This is a genomic window from Burkholderia pulmonis, from assembly GCF_984667975.1.
Window position 1 is genome coordinate 2,106,801 of record NZ_OZ480186.1, and the last position, 14,747, is coordinate 2,121,547.

The following is a 14,747-nucleotide window of genomic DNA, read 5'->3' on the forward strand; positions in this document are numbered from 1 at the left end:
GCAGGCAGCGCCCGGCTTACATCGTGCGGCGATCGAGCATCGCGCGGGCGATGGTGCCCGCGTCGACGTACTCGAGCTCGCCGCCCACCGGCACGCCGCGCGCGAGGCGCGTGACCGCGAGGCCGCGCGCCTTCAGCGTCTGGCCGAGGTAATGCGCGGTGGCTTCGCCTTCGTTCGTGAAGTTGGTCGCGAGCACGACCTCCTTGACGATGCCGTCGGACGCGCGCCGCACGAGGCGGTCGAAATGGATTTCCTTCGGGCCGATTCCGTCGAGCGGACTCAGCCGCCCCATCAGCACGAAATACAGCCCGCGGTACGTCATCGTCTGCTCGAGCATGATCTGGTCGGCAGGCGTCTCGACGACGCACAGCAGCGTCGGATCACGCTCCTCGTCGCTGCAGACCTCGCAGATCTGCGCTTCGGTGAACGTGTTGCACTTCTCGCAGTGCTGCAGGTGCTCGGTCGCGAACAGCAGCGACCGGCCGAGCCGCTCCGCGCCTTCGCGGTCGTGCTGCATCAGGTGGACCGCCATGCGCTGCGCGGATTTCGGCCCGACGCCGGGCAGCACGCGCAACGCTTCGACGAGAGCGGACAGGGCGGACGGCTGTTTCATACGGAAGCAGACAGTGACAAGGACGCTGCGCTCAGAACGGCAGCTTGAAGCCCGGGGGCAGCGGCAGGCCCGACGTCATGCCGCTCATCTTTTCCTGCGACGTCGCTTCGGCCTTGCGCACCGCGTCGTTGACCGCAGCGGCGACGAGATCCTCGAGCATGTCCTTGTCGTCCGCGAGCAGGCTCGGGTCGATCGACACGCGGCGCACTTCGTTGCGGCACGTCATCGTCACCTTGACGAGGCCGGCGCCCGACTGCCCTTCGACTTCGATCAGCGCAAGCTGCTCCTGCATCTTCTTCATGTTTTCCTGCATTTGCTGCGCTTGCTTCATCAGTCCGGCGAGGTTGCCTTTCAACATGGGAATACTCCTTCTTGATCGTGTGAAAACCGGCACGCGGCGCGTGCCGGCCAATGTGTGCGGGCGTGATTGTGCCTGTCGCGGGGCGCTCAGTTCAATGCAGCGTCGGCGGCACGCCGTCCGGCGCCGAATCGGCGACCGGGCGCACCGAACCGTCGACGATGCGCGCGCCGAAGTCGCGCACGAGCTGCTGGACGAACGGATCGCCGTGAATCTCCTGCTCGGCTTCGCGCTGGCGCGCCGCGCGCGCGGCCGCATCGAGCGCCGCCGCCGTACGCCGCGCGGGCCCGACCTCGACGGTCACCTCGACCGGCTTGCCGAGCGCATCGGCCAGCGCAGCCTTCAGCTTCGCCACCTGCGCGGCGTCCGCATATTGCGGCACCGGCACGGACAGTTTCAATGCGGTCGCATCGACGGCCGTCAGTTCGCTGTTGAACGCGAGCTGGTACGCGACGCCCTTCAGCGGCAACTTCGCGGCCAGCGCCGGCCATTCGCCGTCGAAGCCGAGCGGGTCGAGCACGATCGCGGGCGGCAACGGGCGTGCATCGACCGGCGCTGCCGGACGCGCTTCCGCCGGCGTCGGCGCCACGCGTACATCGTCGGGACCGCTGTCGAACGCCGGCACGAAGCCGTCGACGGGGCCGCCGAACATCTCGTCGGCGCTGAGCGGCACATAGTCGTCGGGCGGGATGTCTTCCCACGGCGGCGACGCCTGGCGCGAATCGGCGGCTTGCGGCGCCCGGGCGGCAGCACGCGGCGTCGGCACCTGAACGGCGGGACGCGGCGCGGCCGGCTTCTCGGCGGCCACGGCAGCCGGCTGGGCTGCCGGTTTCGGCGCGGCGCCTGCGCGCCCGCGGTCGGACGACACGCGCATCCCGGCATTGCGCAGCACGTCGAGCGCGGCGGCGGCACCGCCGGCACGCGATACCGGGCGTGCGACGGGCTCGGGCGGCGCGGCGCGCGGCGCAGGCTCGGCGGACGCAGCCGGTTCGTCGTTTCGTTGCGCGACGACGGCTGACGGGGAAGCCGCAGACGGCTCGGGTTCATTGGCAGCGGCCGGCGGCACGTCGTCGACGGGCGCCGCCTGCGGCGCGGCATTCGCTTCCGGTTGCAGCGCTTCGGTCGCGGGGATGTCAGCTGCCGGCGCGGGCGCCTGCACGGCCACCGGCTTCACGGCCGGCCGGCCGGCGTCGTCATCGGACGGTGCCGGCGCCGAACGCACGGTCGGCATGGCCGGTGCAGCAGCCTGCGGACGCGCGCCTTCGGCCGGCGCAGCCGATACCGGCCTTGCCGCAGCGGCTGACGCCGCGGCCGCGCGCGGGGCCGGCACGGTACGCGGCACGGACGGCTGCCCGCCCGGCGCACTGCCGGCCACGACGGACGGCTCGAACGCGAGCATCCGCAGCAGCGTCATCGTGAACCCGGCGTACTCGTCCGGCGCCAGGCCGAGCTCGGCGCGTCCAACCGTCGCGATCTGATAGAACAGCTGAACCTGTTCGGGGCTCAGCGTCTCCGCAAAGCGTCGCAGGTCGGACGCCTCCGGCCATTCGTCGAGCACCGAACCCGGCGCGAACTGCGCCCAGGCGATCCGGTGCAGCAGGCTCGCGAGATCCTGCAGCGCGGTCGAGAACGACAGGCTGCGCAGCGACATTTCGTCGGCGATCGCGAGGATTTCCGGGCCGCTGCCGGCCGCGAGCGCGTCGAGCAGGCGCACCATGTAGGTCTGGTCGAGCGCGCCGAGCATGCCCGACACGGCCGACTCCGTCACTTCGTTCGCCGAATAGGCGATCGCCTGGTCGGTGAGCGACAGCGCATCGCGCATGCTGCCCTGCGCGGAACGCGCGAGCAGGCGCAACGCCTGCGGCTCGAACGTGATCTGCTCTTCGCCGAGGATCCGCTCGAGATGCGACACGATGTGCCCGGCCGGCATCTGCTTCAGGTTGAACTGCAGGCAGCGCGACAGCACGGTAACGGGAATTTTCTGCGGATCGGTCGTCGCGAGGATGAACTTGACGTGCGGCGGCGGCTCCTCGAGCGTCTTCAGCATCGCGTTGAACGCGTGGTTCGTCAGCATGTGCACTTCGTCGATCATGTAGACCTTGAAGCGCGCATCGACGGGCGCGTACACCGCGCGCTCGAGCAGCGCGGCCATCTCGTCGACGCCGCGGTTGCTCGCGGCATCCATCTCGACGTAATCGACGAAACGGCCCTCGTCGATCTCGCGACACGCGCGACATACGCCGCACGGCTGCGACGTGATGCCGGTTTCACAGTTGAGCGCCTTGGCGAAGATCCGCGACAGCGTCGTCTTGCCGACACCGCGGGTTCCGGTAAACAGATAGGCGTGATGGAGACGCCCGCCGTCGAGCGCGTGCGTGAGCGCCCTGACGACGTGCTCCTGGCCGACGAGCGAAGCGAAATCCTTCGGACGCCACTTGCGTGCGAGAACTTGATAGGTCATCGGGAAATTGTATCAGTAACGCTGCGTCGCGCCGACACGTGAAACGGTGCGGAAAGCGGGCAATGCACGGGCCGGACGGAGTGTGATGCAGAAATAAAAAACGCCCTACGAACGGGGCGAGAAGGAAGGTGACGAGCCCAACCCTCGGCACTGGCGGAAAACGATTGTGGCTGCTTCGTTCCCGACCTGACCAGGTTCACCGCCCCACCATGCGAGGAGGCCCGTCACGGCATATTCTATCACCGCTTCCGGACGAATGCGACCGTTTGTTCGCATCAATACGAATATTGCCGGGCAAACCGACGCACCATCCGTTCGCACGACGCGCATGCGTGCCCGCCCCTTGTAATTTGAACGACGGCCTCCACTTGCATGGCACAACGGTCGAACGTCGCGTCGTACCCCTACTCGCGTAGCGGCTACTATCGCCGCCCGCAGCAGATAGCAATTTAGGCTAATATGACGCCCGAACGACCCGCGAGCCGCGGCATGCAGCGCCCACGCCCCTCCTTTCCGGAGAGCGGAGTGACCTGCCGCAGCGGCCGGCAGCCTACGGCGGCCGGTACGCCGCAACGCGCAAGCAGGCAGTCCCCGAACCGTAAGAGGTATTGACCCAATGAGCGAACAGATCAAACACATCAGCGACGCATCGTTCGAACAGGACGTCGTCAAATCCGACAAGCCCGTGCTCGTCGATTTCTGGGCCGAATGGTGCGGCCCGTGCAAGATGATCGCCCCGATCCTCGACGAAGTCGCGAAGGATTACGGCGACAAGCTGCAGATCGCGAAGATCAACGTCGACGACAACCAGGCAACGCCCGCCAAGTTCGGCGTGCGCGGCATCCCGACGCTGATCCTGTTCAAGAACGGGGCGGCCGCCGCGCAGAAGGTCGGCGCGCTGTCGAAGTCGCAGCTCACCGCATTCCTGGACAGCCACCTGTAATACAGGCAGTTCCACGGACGTGTTGTCAGCCGGCAACACGTCCGTCGCCAAGCCGCCGATCGCTCGCTCAAGCGCGAATCGGCCTATGCTAGAATTAAAAAACGTCTACAAGACGCATTTAAGTCTCTGAGCGCTTCCGCTCGCCCTCCTCCCTTATTTTCTTTCGTCGCTTCTCCTCCCTGGCGGGTTCTCCGTATGCATTTATCCGAGCTCAAGTCTCTGCACGTCTCCGAACTGATCGAAATGGCCAATGGCCTGGAGATCGAAAACGCGAACCGCCTGCGCAAGCAGGAGTTGATGTTTGCCATTCTCAAAAAGCGCGCCAAGACGGGAGAGACGATCTTCGGCGACGGTACGCTCGAAGTGCTGCCGGACGGCTTCGGCTTCCTGCGCTCGCCGGAAATGTCGTACCTCGCGAGCACCGACGACATCTACATCAGCCCGTCGCAGATCCGCCGCTTCAACCTGCACACCGGCGACACCATCGAAGGTGAAGTCCGCACGCCGAAGGACGGCGAGCGCTACTTCGCGCTGGTGAAGGTCGACAAAGTCAACGGGCAGCCGCCCGAGGCCTCGAAACACAAGATCATGTTCGAGAACCTCACGCCGCTGCACCCGAACAAGCCGCTGTCGCTCGAACGCGAAATGCGCGGCGAGGAAAACGTCACGGGCCGCATCATCGACATGATCGCGCCGATCGGCAAGGGCCAGCGCGGCCTGCTCGTCGCGTCGCCGAAGTCGGGCAAGACCGTGATGCTCCAGCACATCGCGCACGCGATCAAGCAGAACCACCCGGACGTGATCCTGTTCGTGCTGCTGATCGACGAACGCCCTGAAGAAGTGACCGAAATGCAGCGCTCGGTCGCCGGCGAAGTGATCGCGTCGACGTTCGACGAACCGGCCACGCGCCACGTCCAGGTCGCCGAAATGGTGATCGAGAAGGCCAAGCGCCTCGTCGAAATGAAGCACGACGTCGTGATCCTGCTCGACTCGATCACGCGTCTCGCACGTGCGTACAACACCGTGATCCCGGCGTCGGGCAAGGTGCTGACGGGCGGTGTCGACGCGAACGCACTGCAGCGTCCGAAGCGCTTCTTCGGCGCAGCACGCAACATCGAGGAAGGCGGTTCGCTGACGATCATCGGCACCGCGCTGATCGAAACCGGCAGCCGCATGGACGACGTGATCTACGAAGAGTTCAAGGGCACCGGCAACATGGAAGTGCACCTCGAGCGTCGCCTCGCGGAAAAGCGCGTGTACCCGTCGATCAACCTGAACAAGTCGGGCACGCGTCGCGAAGAAATGCTGATCAAGCCCGAGATCCTTCAGAAGATCTGGGTGCTGCGCAAGTTCATCCACGACATGGACGAAGTCGAGGCGATGGAATTCCTGCTCGACAAGATCCGCCAGACGAAGAGCAACTCCGAGTTCTTCGACCTGATGCGCCGCGGCGGCTGATCGCCCCTGCCCCGCAAAACGGCCGCCCGCGCACCCGCCCGGCGGCCGTTTTTTGGTCTCAACCTGAACGTGAACGTACAGGTTGATCTACAATCGCGTCATTGCCCCGACCGAATCTCCCGCTTCACGATGCCGAACGACGCCTCCACCCCGCTGCTGACCGTGAGCGATGCCGCGTCGCGGCTCGGCGTCACGCCGCGCACGCTGAAATATTACGAAGAGCGCGGGCTCGTCACGCCGTCGCGCAGCGAAGGCCGCTACCGCCTGTACGACGAAGCCGACCTCGAACGCTTCGCGCGCATCCTGCGGCTTCGCGCGCTCGGCTTCTCGCTGCACGGCATCACCGAAATGCTGAAGCGTCCGCTCGAGGAAACGGGCGATGGCCGGCGCCGCTATTCGGACGCGTCGCTACGCGACATCCGCACCGGCCTCGCCGAGCAGATCGGCACGCTCGACCGGCGGATCACGGCCGTCCAGCGCGAATTAAAGGAAGCCATCGCGCTGCGCAAGGAGTTGCAGCACGACATCGACTACGTCGAGCGACGTCTCGCCGGCGAAAACCCCGATGCGCTGATCGCGCAGCGGCAGGCCGAAGCCGGCACGCGGCGTGCGCGCAAGGATCGCGAATGAACGCGGCGCCCGGTCGCCCGCCGCTATGGAGCCGCGCGAACCTGCGCGCGGACCTGTTCCCGTGGGCGCTCGCGCTCGTTACCGGCGTCGACTACTTCGACAACGCCGTCTTCTCGTTCTTCGCGAGCTACATCGCGGGCGGCATCAACGCGTCGCCCGACGAACTCGTCTGGTCGTCGAGCGCGTACGCGGTCACGGCCGTGCTCGGCATCCTGCAGCAGCAATGGTGGGTCGACCGGCTCGGCCATCGCCGCTACGTCGCCGGCTGCATGCTGATGTTCTCGTTCGGCGCGATCGCGGCCGCATTCGCCGACACATCGCTGCAACTGGCATTCGCGCGCGGTTTCCAGGGTTACTTCATCGGCCCGATGATGGGCGCGTGCCGGATCCTGATCCAGATCAGCTTCAAGCCGCAGGAGCGGCCGCCCGCGACGCGCGCGTTCCTGATCATGATCCTGCTCGGCAGCGCGCTCGCGCCGATCGTCGGCGGGCTGCTCGTCGCGCATTCGACGTGGCGCGCACTGTTCGCCTGCACCGCGCCGGCCGGCATTGCGTTCGCGATCCTCGCGCTGCTCACGCTGCCCGATTCGGGCCGGACGCCCGACGACGCACGCGGTTCCGGGCACTTCTGGCCGTATGTCGTGTTCGCGCTCGCGCAAGGCGCGCTGCAGATCGTGCTGCAGCAGGTGCATTACCAGCTCTACAGCGGCTCGCCGATGCTGATCCTGCTGACGATCGCGGGGATCGGCGCGCTCGCCTGGTTCGCGTATCACCAGTGGAACCACCCGACCCCGCTCGTGCGGCTGCACGCGTTCCGCGAGCGAACCTTCCAGGTCGGGCTGCTGCTCTACATGTTCTATTACTACGAGACGACGGGGTTCAGTTACCTCACGTCGCGGTTTCTCGAAGGCGGGCTCGGCTATCCGGTCGAGAACGCCGGGCGGCTGGTGGGCACGATGTCGCTGATTTCGGCTACCGCGCTGTTCGCGTACCTGCGCTACGCGAAATTCGTCACGCACAAGAAGTGGTTCGTCGTGCCCGGGTTCGCGGTCGCCGTCACGGCCGCGCTGTGGATGACGCGCATGACGCCGCAGGTCGGCGAAGCCGCGCTGATCGTCCCGCTGTTGCTGCGCGGGTTGCTGCTGCTCTTCATCGTGCTGCCGGTGGCCAACCTCACGTTCCGGATCTTCGCGATCGACGAATACACGCACGGCTACCGGCTGAAGAACATCGTGCGGCAACTGACGATTTCGTTCGCGACGTCGTCGGTGATCATCGTCGAGCAGCACCGCGTGGCGGTGCACCAGACGCGGCTCGTCGAGCGCGCGAACGTGTTCGACCCGCTGTTCCAGCAGACCGTCGACGCGCTGACGCGCAGCTATGCGGCAGCCGGCCACGCACTGAACGACGCGCACGCCCTCGCGATCGCATCGATCGCGCGGATGGTCGCGCAACAGGCGTCGTTCCTCGCGTCGCTCGACGGTTTCTACTTCCTGGCGGGCGTCGCACTCGTCGGCGGCCTCTTCGCAGCATGGCAAAAAGAGATCGATTGAGTTAAAAGACAGGCTTTGGATTACCGTCAGCCGCCTCCATGCTCTCGAAACTCACCCGCTGGTTCGACGACCGCCGCCGCGACCGCGCGCTGCGCAGCCACCCGATCTCCGACGCGCTGTGGCACGACACGGTCGAGCGCCTGCCGTTCCTAGCGGCGCTGGCGCCCGACGCGCTCGGCCGGTTGCGCGAGCTGACGAGCCTGTTTCTCGCGAAGAAGTCGTTCTCGACCGCGCACGGGCTCGAACTGACCGACGAGATGATCGTCGCGATCGGCGCGCAGGCCTGCCTGCCCGTGCTGAATCTCGACCTGTCGCTGTACGACGGCTGGGTCGGCGTCGTCGTGTATCCGGGCGAATTCGTGATCCGCAAGACCGTGCAGGACGAGGACGGCGTCGTCCATGAAGTCGAACAGGACGCGAGCGGCGAGGCCTGGGAAGGCGGCCCGGTGATCCTGTCGTGGGAAGACGCGCAGATGACGGACGGCCGGGACGCGTACAACGTCGTGATCCACGAATTCGCGCACAAGATCGACATGCTCAACGGCGCGGCCGACGGCTATCCGCCCCTGTTTCGCCGCTGGCACGCGCCGCACCTCGATGCGCAGGCGTGGGCAGACGTGTTCGAACATGCGTACGACCAGTTCTGCGCCCGCGTCGACGCGGTGCCGGACCGCGCGTGGGCGCGCTTCGAGCGGGACTCGCTGATCGATCCCTATGCGGCCGACCACCCGTCGGAATTCTTCGCGGTGTGCAGCGAGGCGCTGTTCGTGCGGCCCAAAGCGTTCGAGTCCGAATTTCCGGAGCTGTACCGGCTGCTCGCGCGCTACTACCGGCAGGATCCGGCCGGCACCGGCGCGCTCGACACACCGTGAAAATTATTCGTCAACCATCTGATTTTCTGGCATAATCGCCGTTTTTCGACCTTAGGCAAGTGGCTCGCGCCGGGCTTGGCGTCGTCAGGTAGTGCGCAATCTGCGCGCACCGGCACGGCAAGCGGCGGGTTGGCTACCGCTCTCACCAAGGAAAGACCATGAAAGAAGGCATCCACCCGAATTACCGCGAAGTCGTCTTCCAAGACATGTCGAACGGCTTCAAGTTCATCACGCGCTCGACGATCCAGACGCGCGAAAACATCGAACTCGACGGCAAGACCTACCCGCTCGCCAAGATCGAAGTGTCGTCGGAATCGCACTCGTTCTACACGGGTCAGCAAAAGATCATGGACACGGCAGGCCGTGTCGAGAAGTTCAAGAACAAGTTCGGCGTTCGCGCCAACGGCAAGGCGAAGTAAGCTTCGCACCGTATCCGGTGATTGCAACGCACCGGTACCGCACAAAAGGGCAGCCCAGGCTGCCCTTTTTTGTCTCTGCTCGCCCGGAAGGCGCCGGCCGGCGCCCCGGGCATCGACCTGACGCGCAACAGCGGGCGCGTCTACAATGCCGGATGCTCGAAACCGGCCCGACCGCGCGCAACCGCGCCGGTTCGCCCATAACAAAACGCTCATCTGCATGAAGCCTGTCGTCCGTCTCACCGCCTCCGCCACGCGTGCGCTACCACGCTGGCTGCTGCTCACGCTCTGCCTCGTCTACGCGGCATTCGGCCTGTTCGGCCGTGACCCGTGGAAAAACGAGGACGCGGCGGGCTTCGGCGTGATGTGGACGATGGCCAAGGGCGGCTGGCACGACTGGCTGCTGCCGAACCTGGTCGGCAAGTTCATCACGACCGACGGCCCGCTCGGCTACTGGCTCGGCGCGCTGTCGATCCGCGGCCTCGGCCCGTGGGTCGACGCAAGCAACGCATCGCGCGTCGATACGGGTGTGCTGTTCTGCGTCGCGTGCGCGTTCGTCTGGTACGCGGCCTACCTGCTCGGCCGCCGTGCCGAGGTCCAGCCGTTCAAATACGCGTTCGGCGGCGAACCCGAGCCGCGCGACTACGGCCGCACGCTCGCCGACGGCGCGCTGCTGGTGCTCGTCGCCTGCTTCGGCCTCGCGGAACGCGGACACGAGACGACGCCGCAACTCGCGCAGTTCGCGTGGATCGCGATGCTCGTGTACGGGATCGTGCGCGGCATCGACAAGCCGCTGCAGGGCGCGCTGTGGTGGGGGGTCGCGATCGGCCTCGTCGCGCTGTCCGGCAACCCCGTGCTCGTCGCCGCACTGCTCGCCGGCACGGCCGCGCTGTGGCTCGTCACGCCCGAGATGCGCAACCTGCGCCTGCCGCTGATCGGCGTGCCGCTCGCGGCGGCGATCTTCGCGCTGTGGCCGCTCGCCGCGTTCGTCGCGGCGCCCGACGACGCCGCGTGGTTCTTCAACCAGTGGATCCACGGCAGCCTGATGCGCTTTTCGGGCCCGCCGACGGCCGTGCTCGGCTATGCAGCGAAGAACCTGCCGCTGTTCACGTGGCCCGCGTGGCCGCTCGCGATCTGGGCCTGGTGGAGCTGGGCCGGCATGCGCCGCCGAGCGCACATCGCGATCCCGCTGTCGGTGGCCGTGCCGCTGGTCGCACTCGTGATCCTGCAGAGCCAGCAGTCGAACCGCATGTACATGCTGCTGATGCCGCCGCTCGCGGTACTCGCGACGTTCGCGCTGCCGACCCTCAAGCGCGGCGCGATCAATGCGATCGACTGGTTCGCGGTGCTGAGCTTCACGATCCTCGGCACCTTCGTGTGGCTCGTGTGGCTTGCATCGCTCACCGGCTTCCCGCATCCGCTCGCACGCAACCTCGCGCGCCTCGTGCCCGGCTACGAGCCGCATTTCAAGATCCTGTCGTTCATCTGCGCGGTGATCGTCACGGTGTGCTGGTGCTTCCTCGTGCGCTGGCGCATCTCGCGGCAGCCGAAGGTGCTGTGGCGCAGCGTCGTGCTGTCGGGTGCCGGTACCACGCTGATGTGGGTGCTGCTGATGACGCTGTGGCTGCCGATCGTCAACTACGGCCGCACCTATCGCGATGTCGCGCAACAGATCGCCGTGCACCTGCCGCCCGACTACGAGTGCATCTCGCCCGTGCGGCTCGGCGATGCGCAGATCGCGACCTTCGCGTACTTCGGCAACATGCACTTCGACTTCTCCGGCGACTGCGACGTGATCCTGCGCCAGGACCGTGCGGACTTCGGCGAGCCGAGCGCGATGTCGCAATACGTGTGGCGCCTCGTGTGGGAAGGCCGTCGCGTCGCCGACCGCGACGAACGCTTCCGCCTGTACGAGCGCATCGAACGGCCGAAGACGCCCGTCAAGAAGCGCCCGCCGCGCCGCCAGGCGGCCGATTGACGATGTTCGGCGACATCCGCCGGATCGTCGGTCTCGCATGGCCGGTGCTCGTCGGCCAGCTCGCGATCATCGCGTTCGGCGTGATCGACACCGCGATGGTCGGCCGCTACTCGGCCGTCGATCTCGCCGCGTTGGGGCTCGGCTCGTCGATCTACGTATCGATCTATATCGGCCTGACGGGCATCCTGTCCGCGCTGCAGCCGATCACCGGGCAGTTGTACGGCGCGCGACACTATGCCGAAATCGGCGAGGAAGTGCGCCAGGCGCTGTGGCTCGCGTTGCTGCTCGCGATTCCCGGCTTCCTGCTGCTGCATTTTCCCGAGCCGCTGCTGCGCGTCGCGCATGCGCCCGCCGCACTCCACGACCGCACCGTCGACTACCTGCGCATCCTGTCGTACGGGCTGCCCGCCAGCCTCGTCTTCCGCATCTACAACGCGCTGACCAACGCCGCCGGCAAGCCGCGGCTCGCGATGATCCTGCAGATCGGCGCGCTGCTGCTCAAGTTTCCGCTCAACGTGTGGTTCATCTTCGGCGGGCTCGGCGTACCGGCCCTCGGCGGCCCCGGCTGCGGGCTCGCCAGCACGCTGATCAACTGGGCGCTCGCGCTGATCGGCTACACGCTGCTCGCGAAGCTCGACGTGTTCGCGCCGCTCGCGATCTTCTCGCGCTTCTGCTGGCCCGTCTGGGAACGCCAGAAGGCGATCCTCAAACTCGGCCTGCCGATGGGCCTGTCGTACCTGATCGAAGTCACGTCGTACACGTGCATGGCGCTGTTCATCGCGCAGTTCGGCACGACGACGCTCGCCGGCCACCAGATCGCCGGCAACATCGGCGCGGTGCTGTACATGACGCCGCTGTCGATCGGCGTGGCGGCGTCGACGCTGGTCGCGCGCGCGCTCGGCGCCGGACGCCCGGAGGAAGCGCGGCTGCTCGGCCGGCACAGCGTGATGTTCGCGTGCGGGGTGGCCGCCGCCTACGGCGTGCTCGTATTCACGCTGCGCCCGCTGATCATCGGCGGCTATACGCCGAACCCGGCCGTCGCCGCGGCTGCGATGCCGCTCGTCGCGATCGTCGCGTGCTACCACGTCTTCGACGCACTGCAGGTCACGTCGGCATTCGTGCTGCGTGCGTACAAGGTGGCGATCGTGCCGACCGTGATCTATGCGGTCGCGCTGTGGGGCGTCGGCCTCAGCGGCGGCTACGTGCTCGGCTTCGACGTCGGCGGCATCGCGCCCGCGTGGCTAACCGGTGCGCGCGGCTTCTGGTTCGCGAACACGGTCAGCCTGTTGCTCGCGGGCGCCGGGCTCGTGCTGTACCTGCGCCGCGTGAGTCGTGCGCACGCCTCCGCCGTTACCGCCATCGCCTGACGCGCGGCCCGCTACGCATCCTCCAGTACGTCGGCCGCGTGATATGACGACCGCACGAGCGGGCCGGCGACGACTTCCCTGAAACCGAGTTCGAGCGCCTCGTCGCGCCAAGCGGCGAACGCATCCGGGCTCACGTAGCGCCGCACCGGCAAATGGTGCTCAGACGGCGCGAGATACTGGCCGAGCGTCAGCACGTCGACGTCGTGCGCACGCAGGTCGCGCAACGTGTCGCGCACCTCGTCGTCGTGTTCGCCGAGCCCGAACATCAACCCCGATTTCGTCACCAGTGCCGGCCGCGCGGCTTTCGCCTGCGCGAGCAGTTCGAGCGAGCCGCGATAGTCGGCGCCCGGCCGCGCCGCACGATACAGCGACGGCACCGTCTCGATGTTGTGGTTGAACACGTCCGGCCACGCCGACGACAGCGCATCGAGCGCACGTGCCACGCGGCCGCGGAAGTCCGGCGTCAGCACCTCGACGCCGATTCCCGGCACACTCGCGCGCACCGCCGCGATGCACGCGGCGAAATGCGCGGCGCCGCCGTCGCGCAGGTCGTCGCGGTCGACCGACGTGATCACGACATAGCGCAACCCGAGCGCCGCGGCCGCGTCGGCCAGCCGTGCCGGCTCGCCGGGATCGAGCGGCTCGGGACGGCCGTGCGCGACATCGCAGAACGGGCAGCGCCGCGTGCACAGCCCGCCCATGATCATGAAGGTCGCGGTGCGCTGCGCGAAGCATTCGCCGATGTTCGGGCACATCGCCTCCTCGCAGACGGAATGCAGCCGATGCTCGCGCAGCACGGCGGCCATGTCGGCCACCGCCGCGCTCATCATCGGCCGCGCGCGTAGCCAAGGCGGCTTCGGCAGCGCCGCGCCGGCCGCGGGCTCGACGCGCACCGGAATGCGCGCGAGCTTGTCGCGGCTTCGCGCGCCCGGCTGGCCGAGCGCCGTGAGGCTGGGTCGTTCGAGCGCGGCGGCCATCGTCAGTCTCCGAGAAACGCGACGATCAGGCGGTTCACGTCGGCGGCCGCCTCCATCTGCACCATGTGCCCGCTGCCGGCGATCACCTCGGCACGCACGCCGTCCGGCAAGCCCTGCGCATGCTGCGCGGGAATCACCTGATCGCGCTCGCCCCAGATCACGAGCGTGCGCGGCGCAAGCGTCGCGAGCCGGTCGCGGAACACGCGACGCTGCGCGGCACCGTCGAACGCGGCGTTCGCGATCTTCTCCAGCGCGGCCTGCACGCCTTCGAGCCGCTTGTACTTGACGAGATCCTCGACGAGCTGCCGCGTGACCAGCGCGTTATCCGCGAACAGCGCACCGAGATGCGGCTTCAGCGTGTTGCGGCTGTTGCCGGCGACGAAGCCGTCGATGTACGCGCGGTTGATGTCGGCGCCGAGCCCCGCGCTCGCGATCAGCGTGAGCGACGCGACGCGTTGCGGTGCGCGCTCGGCCGCCGCCATCGCGACCGCGCCGCCCATCGAATGGCCGATCAGGTGCGCACGCTCGATGTGTTGCGCATCGAGCAGCGCGAGCACCGCGTCGGCGAGTTCGTCGAGGCTGCCCGTGTCGACCGCCTTGCCCGATTCCCCGTGGCCTGGCAGGTCGAGCGCCCACACCGGACGGTGTGCGGCGAGATCGACGTGATTGAACAGCCAGTTGTTCAGGTCGCCGCCGAAGCCGTGGATCAGCACGGCCGGCGTGCCGGCCCCGTCGCCGAGCTTCAGGAGGCGCACCGTGCGGCCGCCGATCTGCGCCTTCTCGGGCTGCGGGCCGGCCGCCTCGTCGGCGGCCGCACTCGGCACGAAATCGCGCTGGAAATCGGCAATCGCCGCATCGATGTCGGCATCGCTCGCGTCCGCGGCCGCGACGACCCCGAGCAGCGCGCCGACCGGCAGCGTCTCGCCCTCCTGCGCGACCTGCCGGCGCAGCGTGCCGTCGAACGCGCATTCGACGCCCGACGAGATCTTGTCGGTTTCGACGTCGAGCACTTCGTCGCCCTTCGTCACGCGTTCGCCGGGCGCCTTCAGCCAGCCGTTGACCTGCCCCTGCTCCATCGACAGCCCCCACTTGGGCATCGTGATCATGTGAATCGACATCGT

13 protein-coding genes and 1 other RNA gene are annotated in these 14,747 nt (G+C 67.4%); 8 read left to right on the top strand and 6 right to left on the bottom strand.

Translation table 11 applies throughout. The annotated features are described in order from the left end of the window. Positions 1 to 16 precede the first annotated feature (16 nt). The 4 genes from recR to ffs all read right to left on the bottom strand — a co-directional run bounded on the left by recR (position 17) and on the right by ffs (position 3,658). Positions 17 to 613 carry a recombination mediator RecR gene (gene recR / locus AC5LXK_RS09725; RefSeq protein WP_034181272.1) on the bottom strand — a complete coding sequence of 199 codons (597 nt, stop codon included), beginning with the start codon at positions 611 to 613 and terminating at the stop codon, positions 17 to 19. Between the two features lie 31 nt (positions 614 to 644). Further along, positions 645 to 971, bottom strand: a complete 327-nt coding sequence (locus AC5LXK_RS09730; protein ID WP_043188249.1) for a YbaB/EbfC family nucleoid-associated protein — start codon at positions 969 to 971, stop codon at positions 645 to 647. A gap of 94 nt (positions 972 to 1,065) precedes the next feature. Beyond that, positions 1,066 to 3,432, bottom strand: coding sequence for a DNA polymerase III subunit gamma/tau (locus AC5LXK_RS09735; protein ID WP_493388665.1), 2,367 nt, complete (start codon positions 3,430 to 3,432; stop codon positions 1,066 to 1,068). Positions 3,433 to 3,559: 127 nt separating this feature from the next. Further along, positions 3,560 to 3,658, bottom strand: an RNA gene (gene ffs, locus AC5LXK_RS09740) — signal recognition particle sRNA small type. A 390-nt stretch (positions 3,659 to 4,048) separates the two neighbouring features. Between ffs and trxA the strand changes: the two genes are divergently transcribed. The 8 genes from trxA to AC5LXK_RS09780 all read left to right on the top strand — a co-directional run bounded on the left by trxA (position 4,049) and on the right by AC5LXK_RS09780 (position 12,649). After that, positions 4,049 to 4,375 carry a thioredoxin TrxA gene (gene trxA, locus AC5LXK_RS09745; protein ID WP_006402348.1) on the top strand — a complete coding sequence of 109 codons (327 nt, stop codon included), beginning with the start codon at positions 4,049 to 4,051 and terminating at the stop codon, positions 4,373 to 4,375. A gap of 195 nt (positions 4,376 to 4,570) precedes the next feature. Further along, entirely contained in the window at positions 4,571 to 5,833 is a 1,263-nt protein-coding gene (rho, locus tag AC5LXK_RS09750) for a transcription termination factor Rho (protein ID WP_006478662.1), read from the top strand. A gap of 129 nt (positions 5,834 to 5,962) precedes the next feature. Continuing rightward, positions 5,963 to 6,463 (top strand): MerR family transcriptional regulator, encoded by a 501-nt coding sequence (locus tag AC5LXK_RS09755; protein ID WP_493388666.1) that lies wholly within the window; start codon positions 5,963 to 5,965, stop codon positions 6,461 to 6,463. Then, positions 6,460 to 8,016 carry an MFS transporter gene (locus AC5LXK_RS09760; protein ID WP_493388667.1) on the top strand — a complete coding sequence of 519 codons (1,557 nt, stop codon included), beginning with the start codon at positions 6,460 to 6,462 and terminating at the stop codon, positions 8,014 to 8,016. The genes AC5LXK_RS09755 and AC5LXK_RS09760 overlap by 4 nt, the downstream gene beginning before the upstream one ends. 38 nt (positions 8,017 to 8,054) lie before the next feature. Beyond that, a complete protein-coding gene (locus AC5LXK_RS09765) occupies positions 8,055 to 8,888 on the top strand; it encodes a M90 family metallopeptidase (RefSeq protein ID WP_493388668.1) in 834 nt (277 codons plus the stop codon). A gap of 158 nt (positions 8,889 to 9,046) precedes the next feature. Further along, positions 9,047 to 9,307, top strand: a complete 261-nt coding sequence (locus tag AC5LXK_RS09770; protein ID WP_059233999.1) for a type B 50S ribosomal protein L31 — start codon at positions 9,047 to 9,049, stop codon at positions 9,305 to 9,307. 145 nt (positions 9,308 to 9,452) lie between these two features. Next, on the top strand, positions 9,453 to 11,282 hold the full coding sequence (locus AC5LXK_RS09775) for an ArnT family glycosyltransferase (RefSeq protein WP_493388669.1): 1,830 nt from the start codon (positions 9,453 to 9,455) through the stop codon (positions 11,280 to 11,282). Between the two features lie 2 nt (positions 11,283 to 11,284). Further along, complete coding sequence (locus tag AC5LXK_RS09780) at positions 11,285 to 12,649, top strand: MATE family efflux transporter (protein ID WP_493388670.1); 1,365 nt, start codon at positions 11,285 to 11,287, stop codon at positions 12,647 to 12,649. 11 nt (positions 12,650 to 12,660) lie between these two features. Here AC5LXK_RS09780 and lipA read toward each other — a convergent pair whose 3' ends face one another. Both lipA and AC5LXK_RS09790 read right to left on the bottom strand, forming a co-directional pair. Then, a complete protein-coding gene (lipA, locus tag AC5LXK_RS09785; protein WP_493388671.1) occupies positions 12,661 to 13,626 on the bottom strand; it encodes a lipoyl synthase in 966 nt (321 codons plus the stop codon). A gap of 2 nt (positions 13,627 to 13,628) precedes the next feature. After that, on the bottom strand, positions 13,629 to 14,744 hold the full coding sequence (locus AC5LXK_RS09790) for an acetoin dehydrogenase dihydrolipoyllysine-residue acetyltransferase subunit (RefSeq protein WP_493388672.1): 1,116 nt from the start codon (positions 14,742 to 14,744) through the stop codon (positions 13,629 to 13,631). Positions 14,745 to 14,747 lie beyond the last annotated feature (3 nt).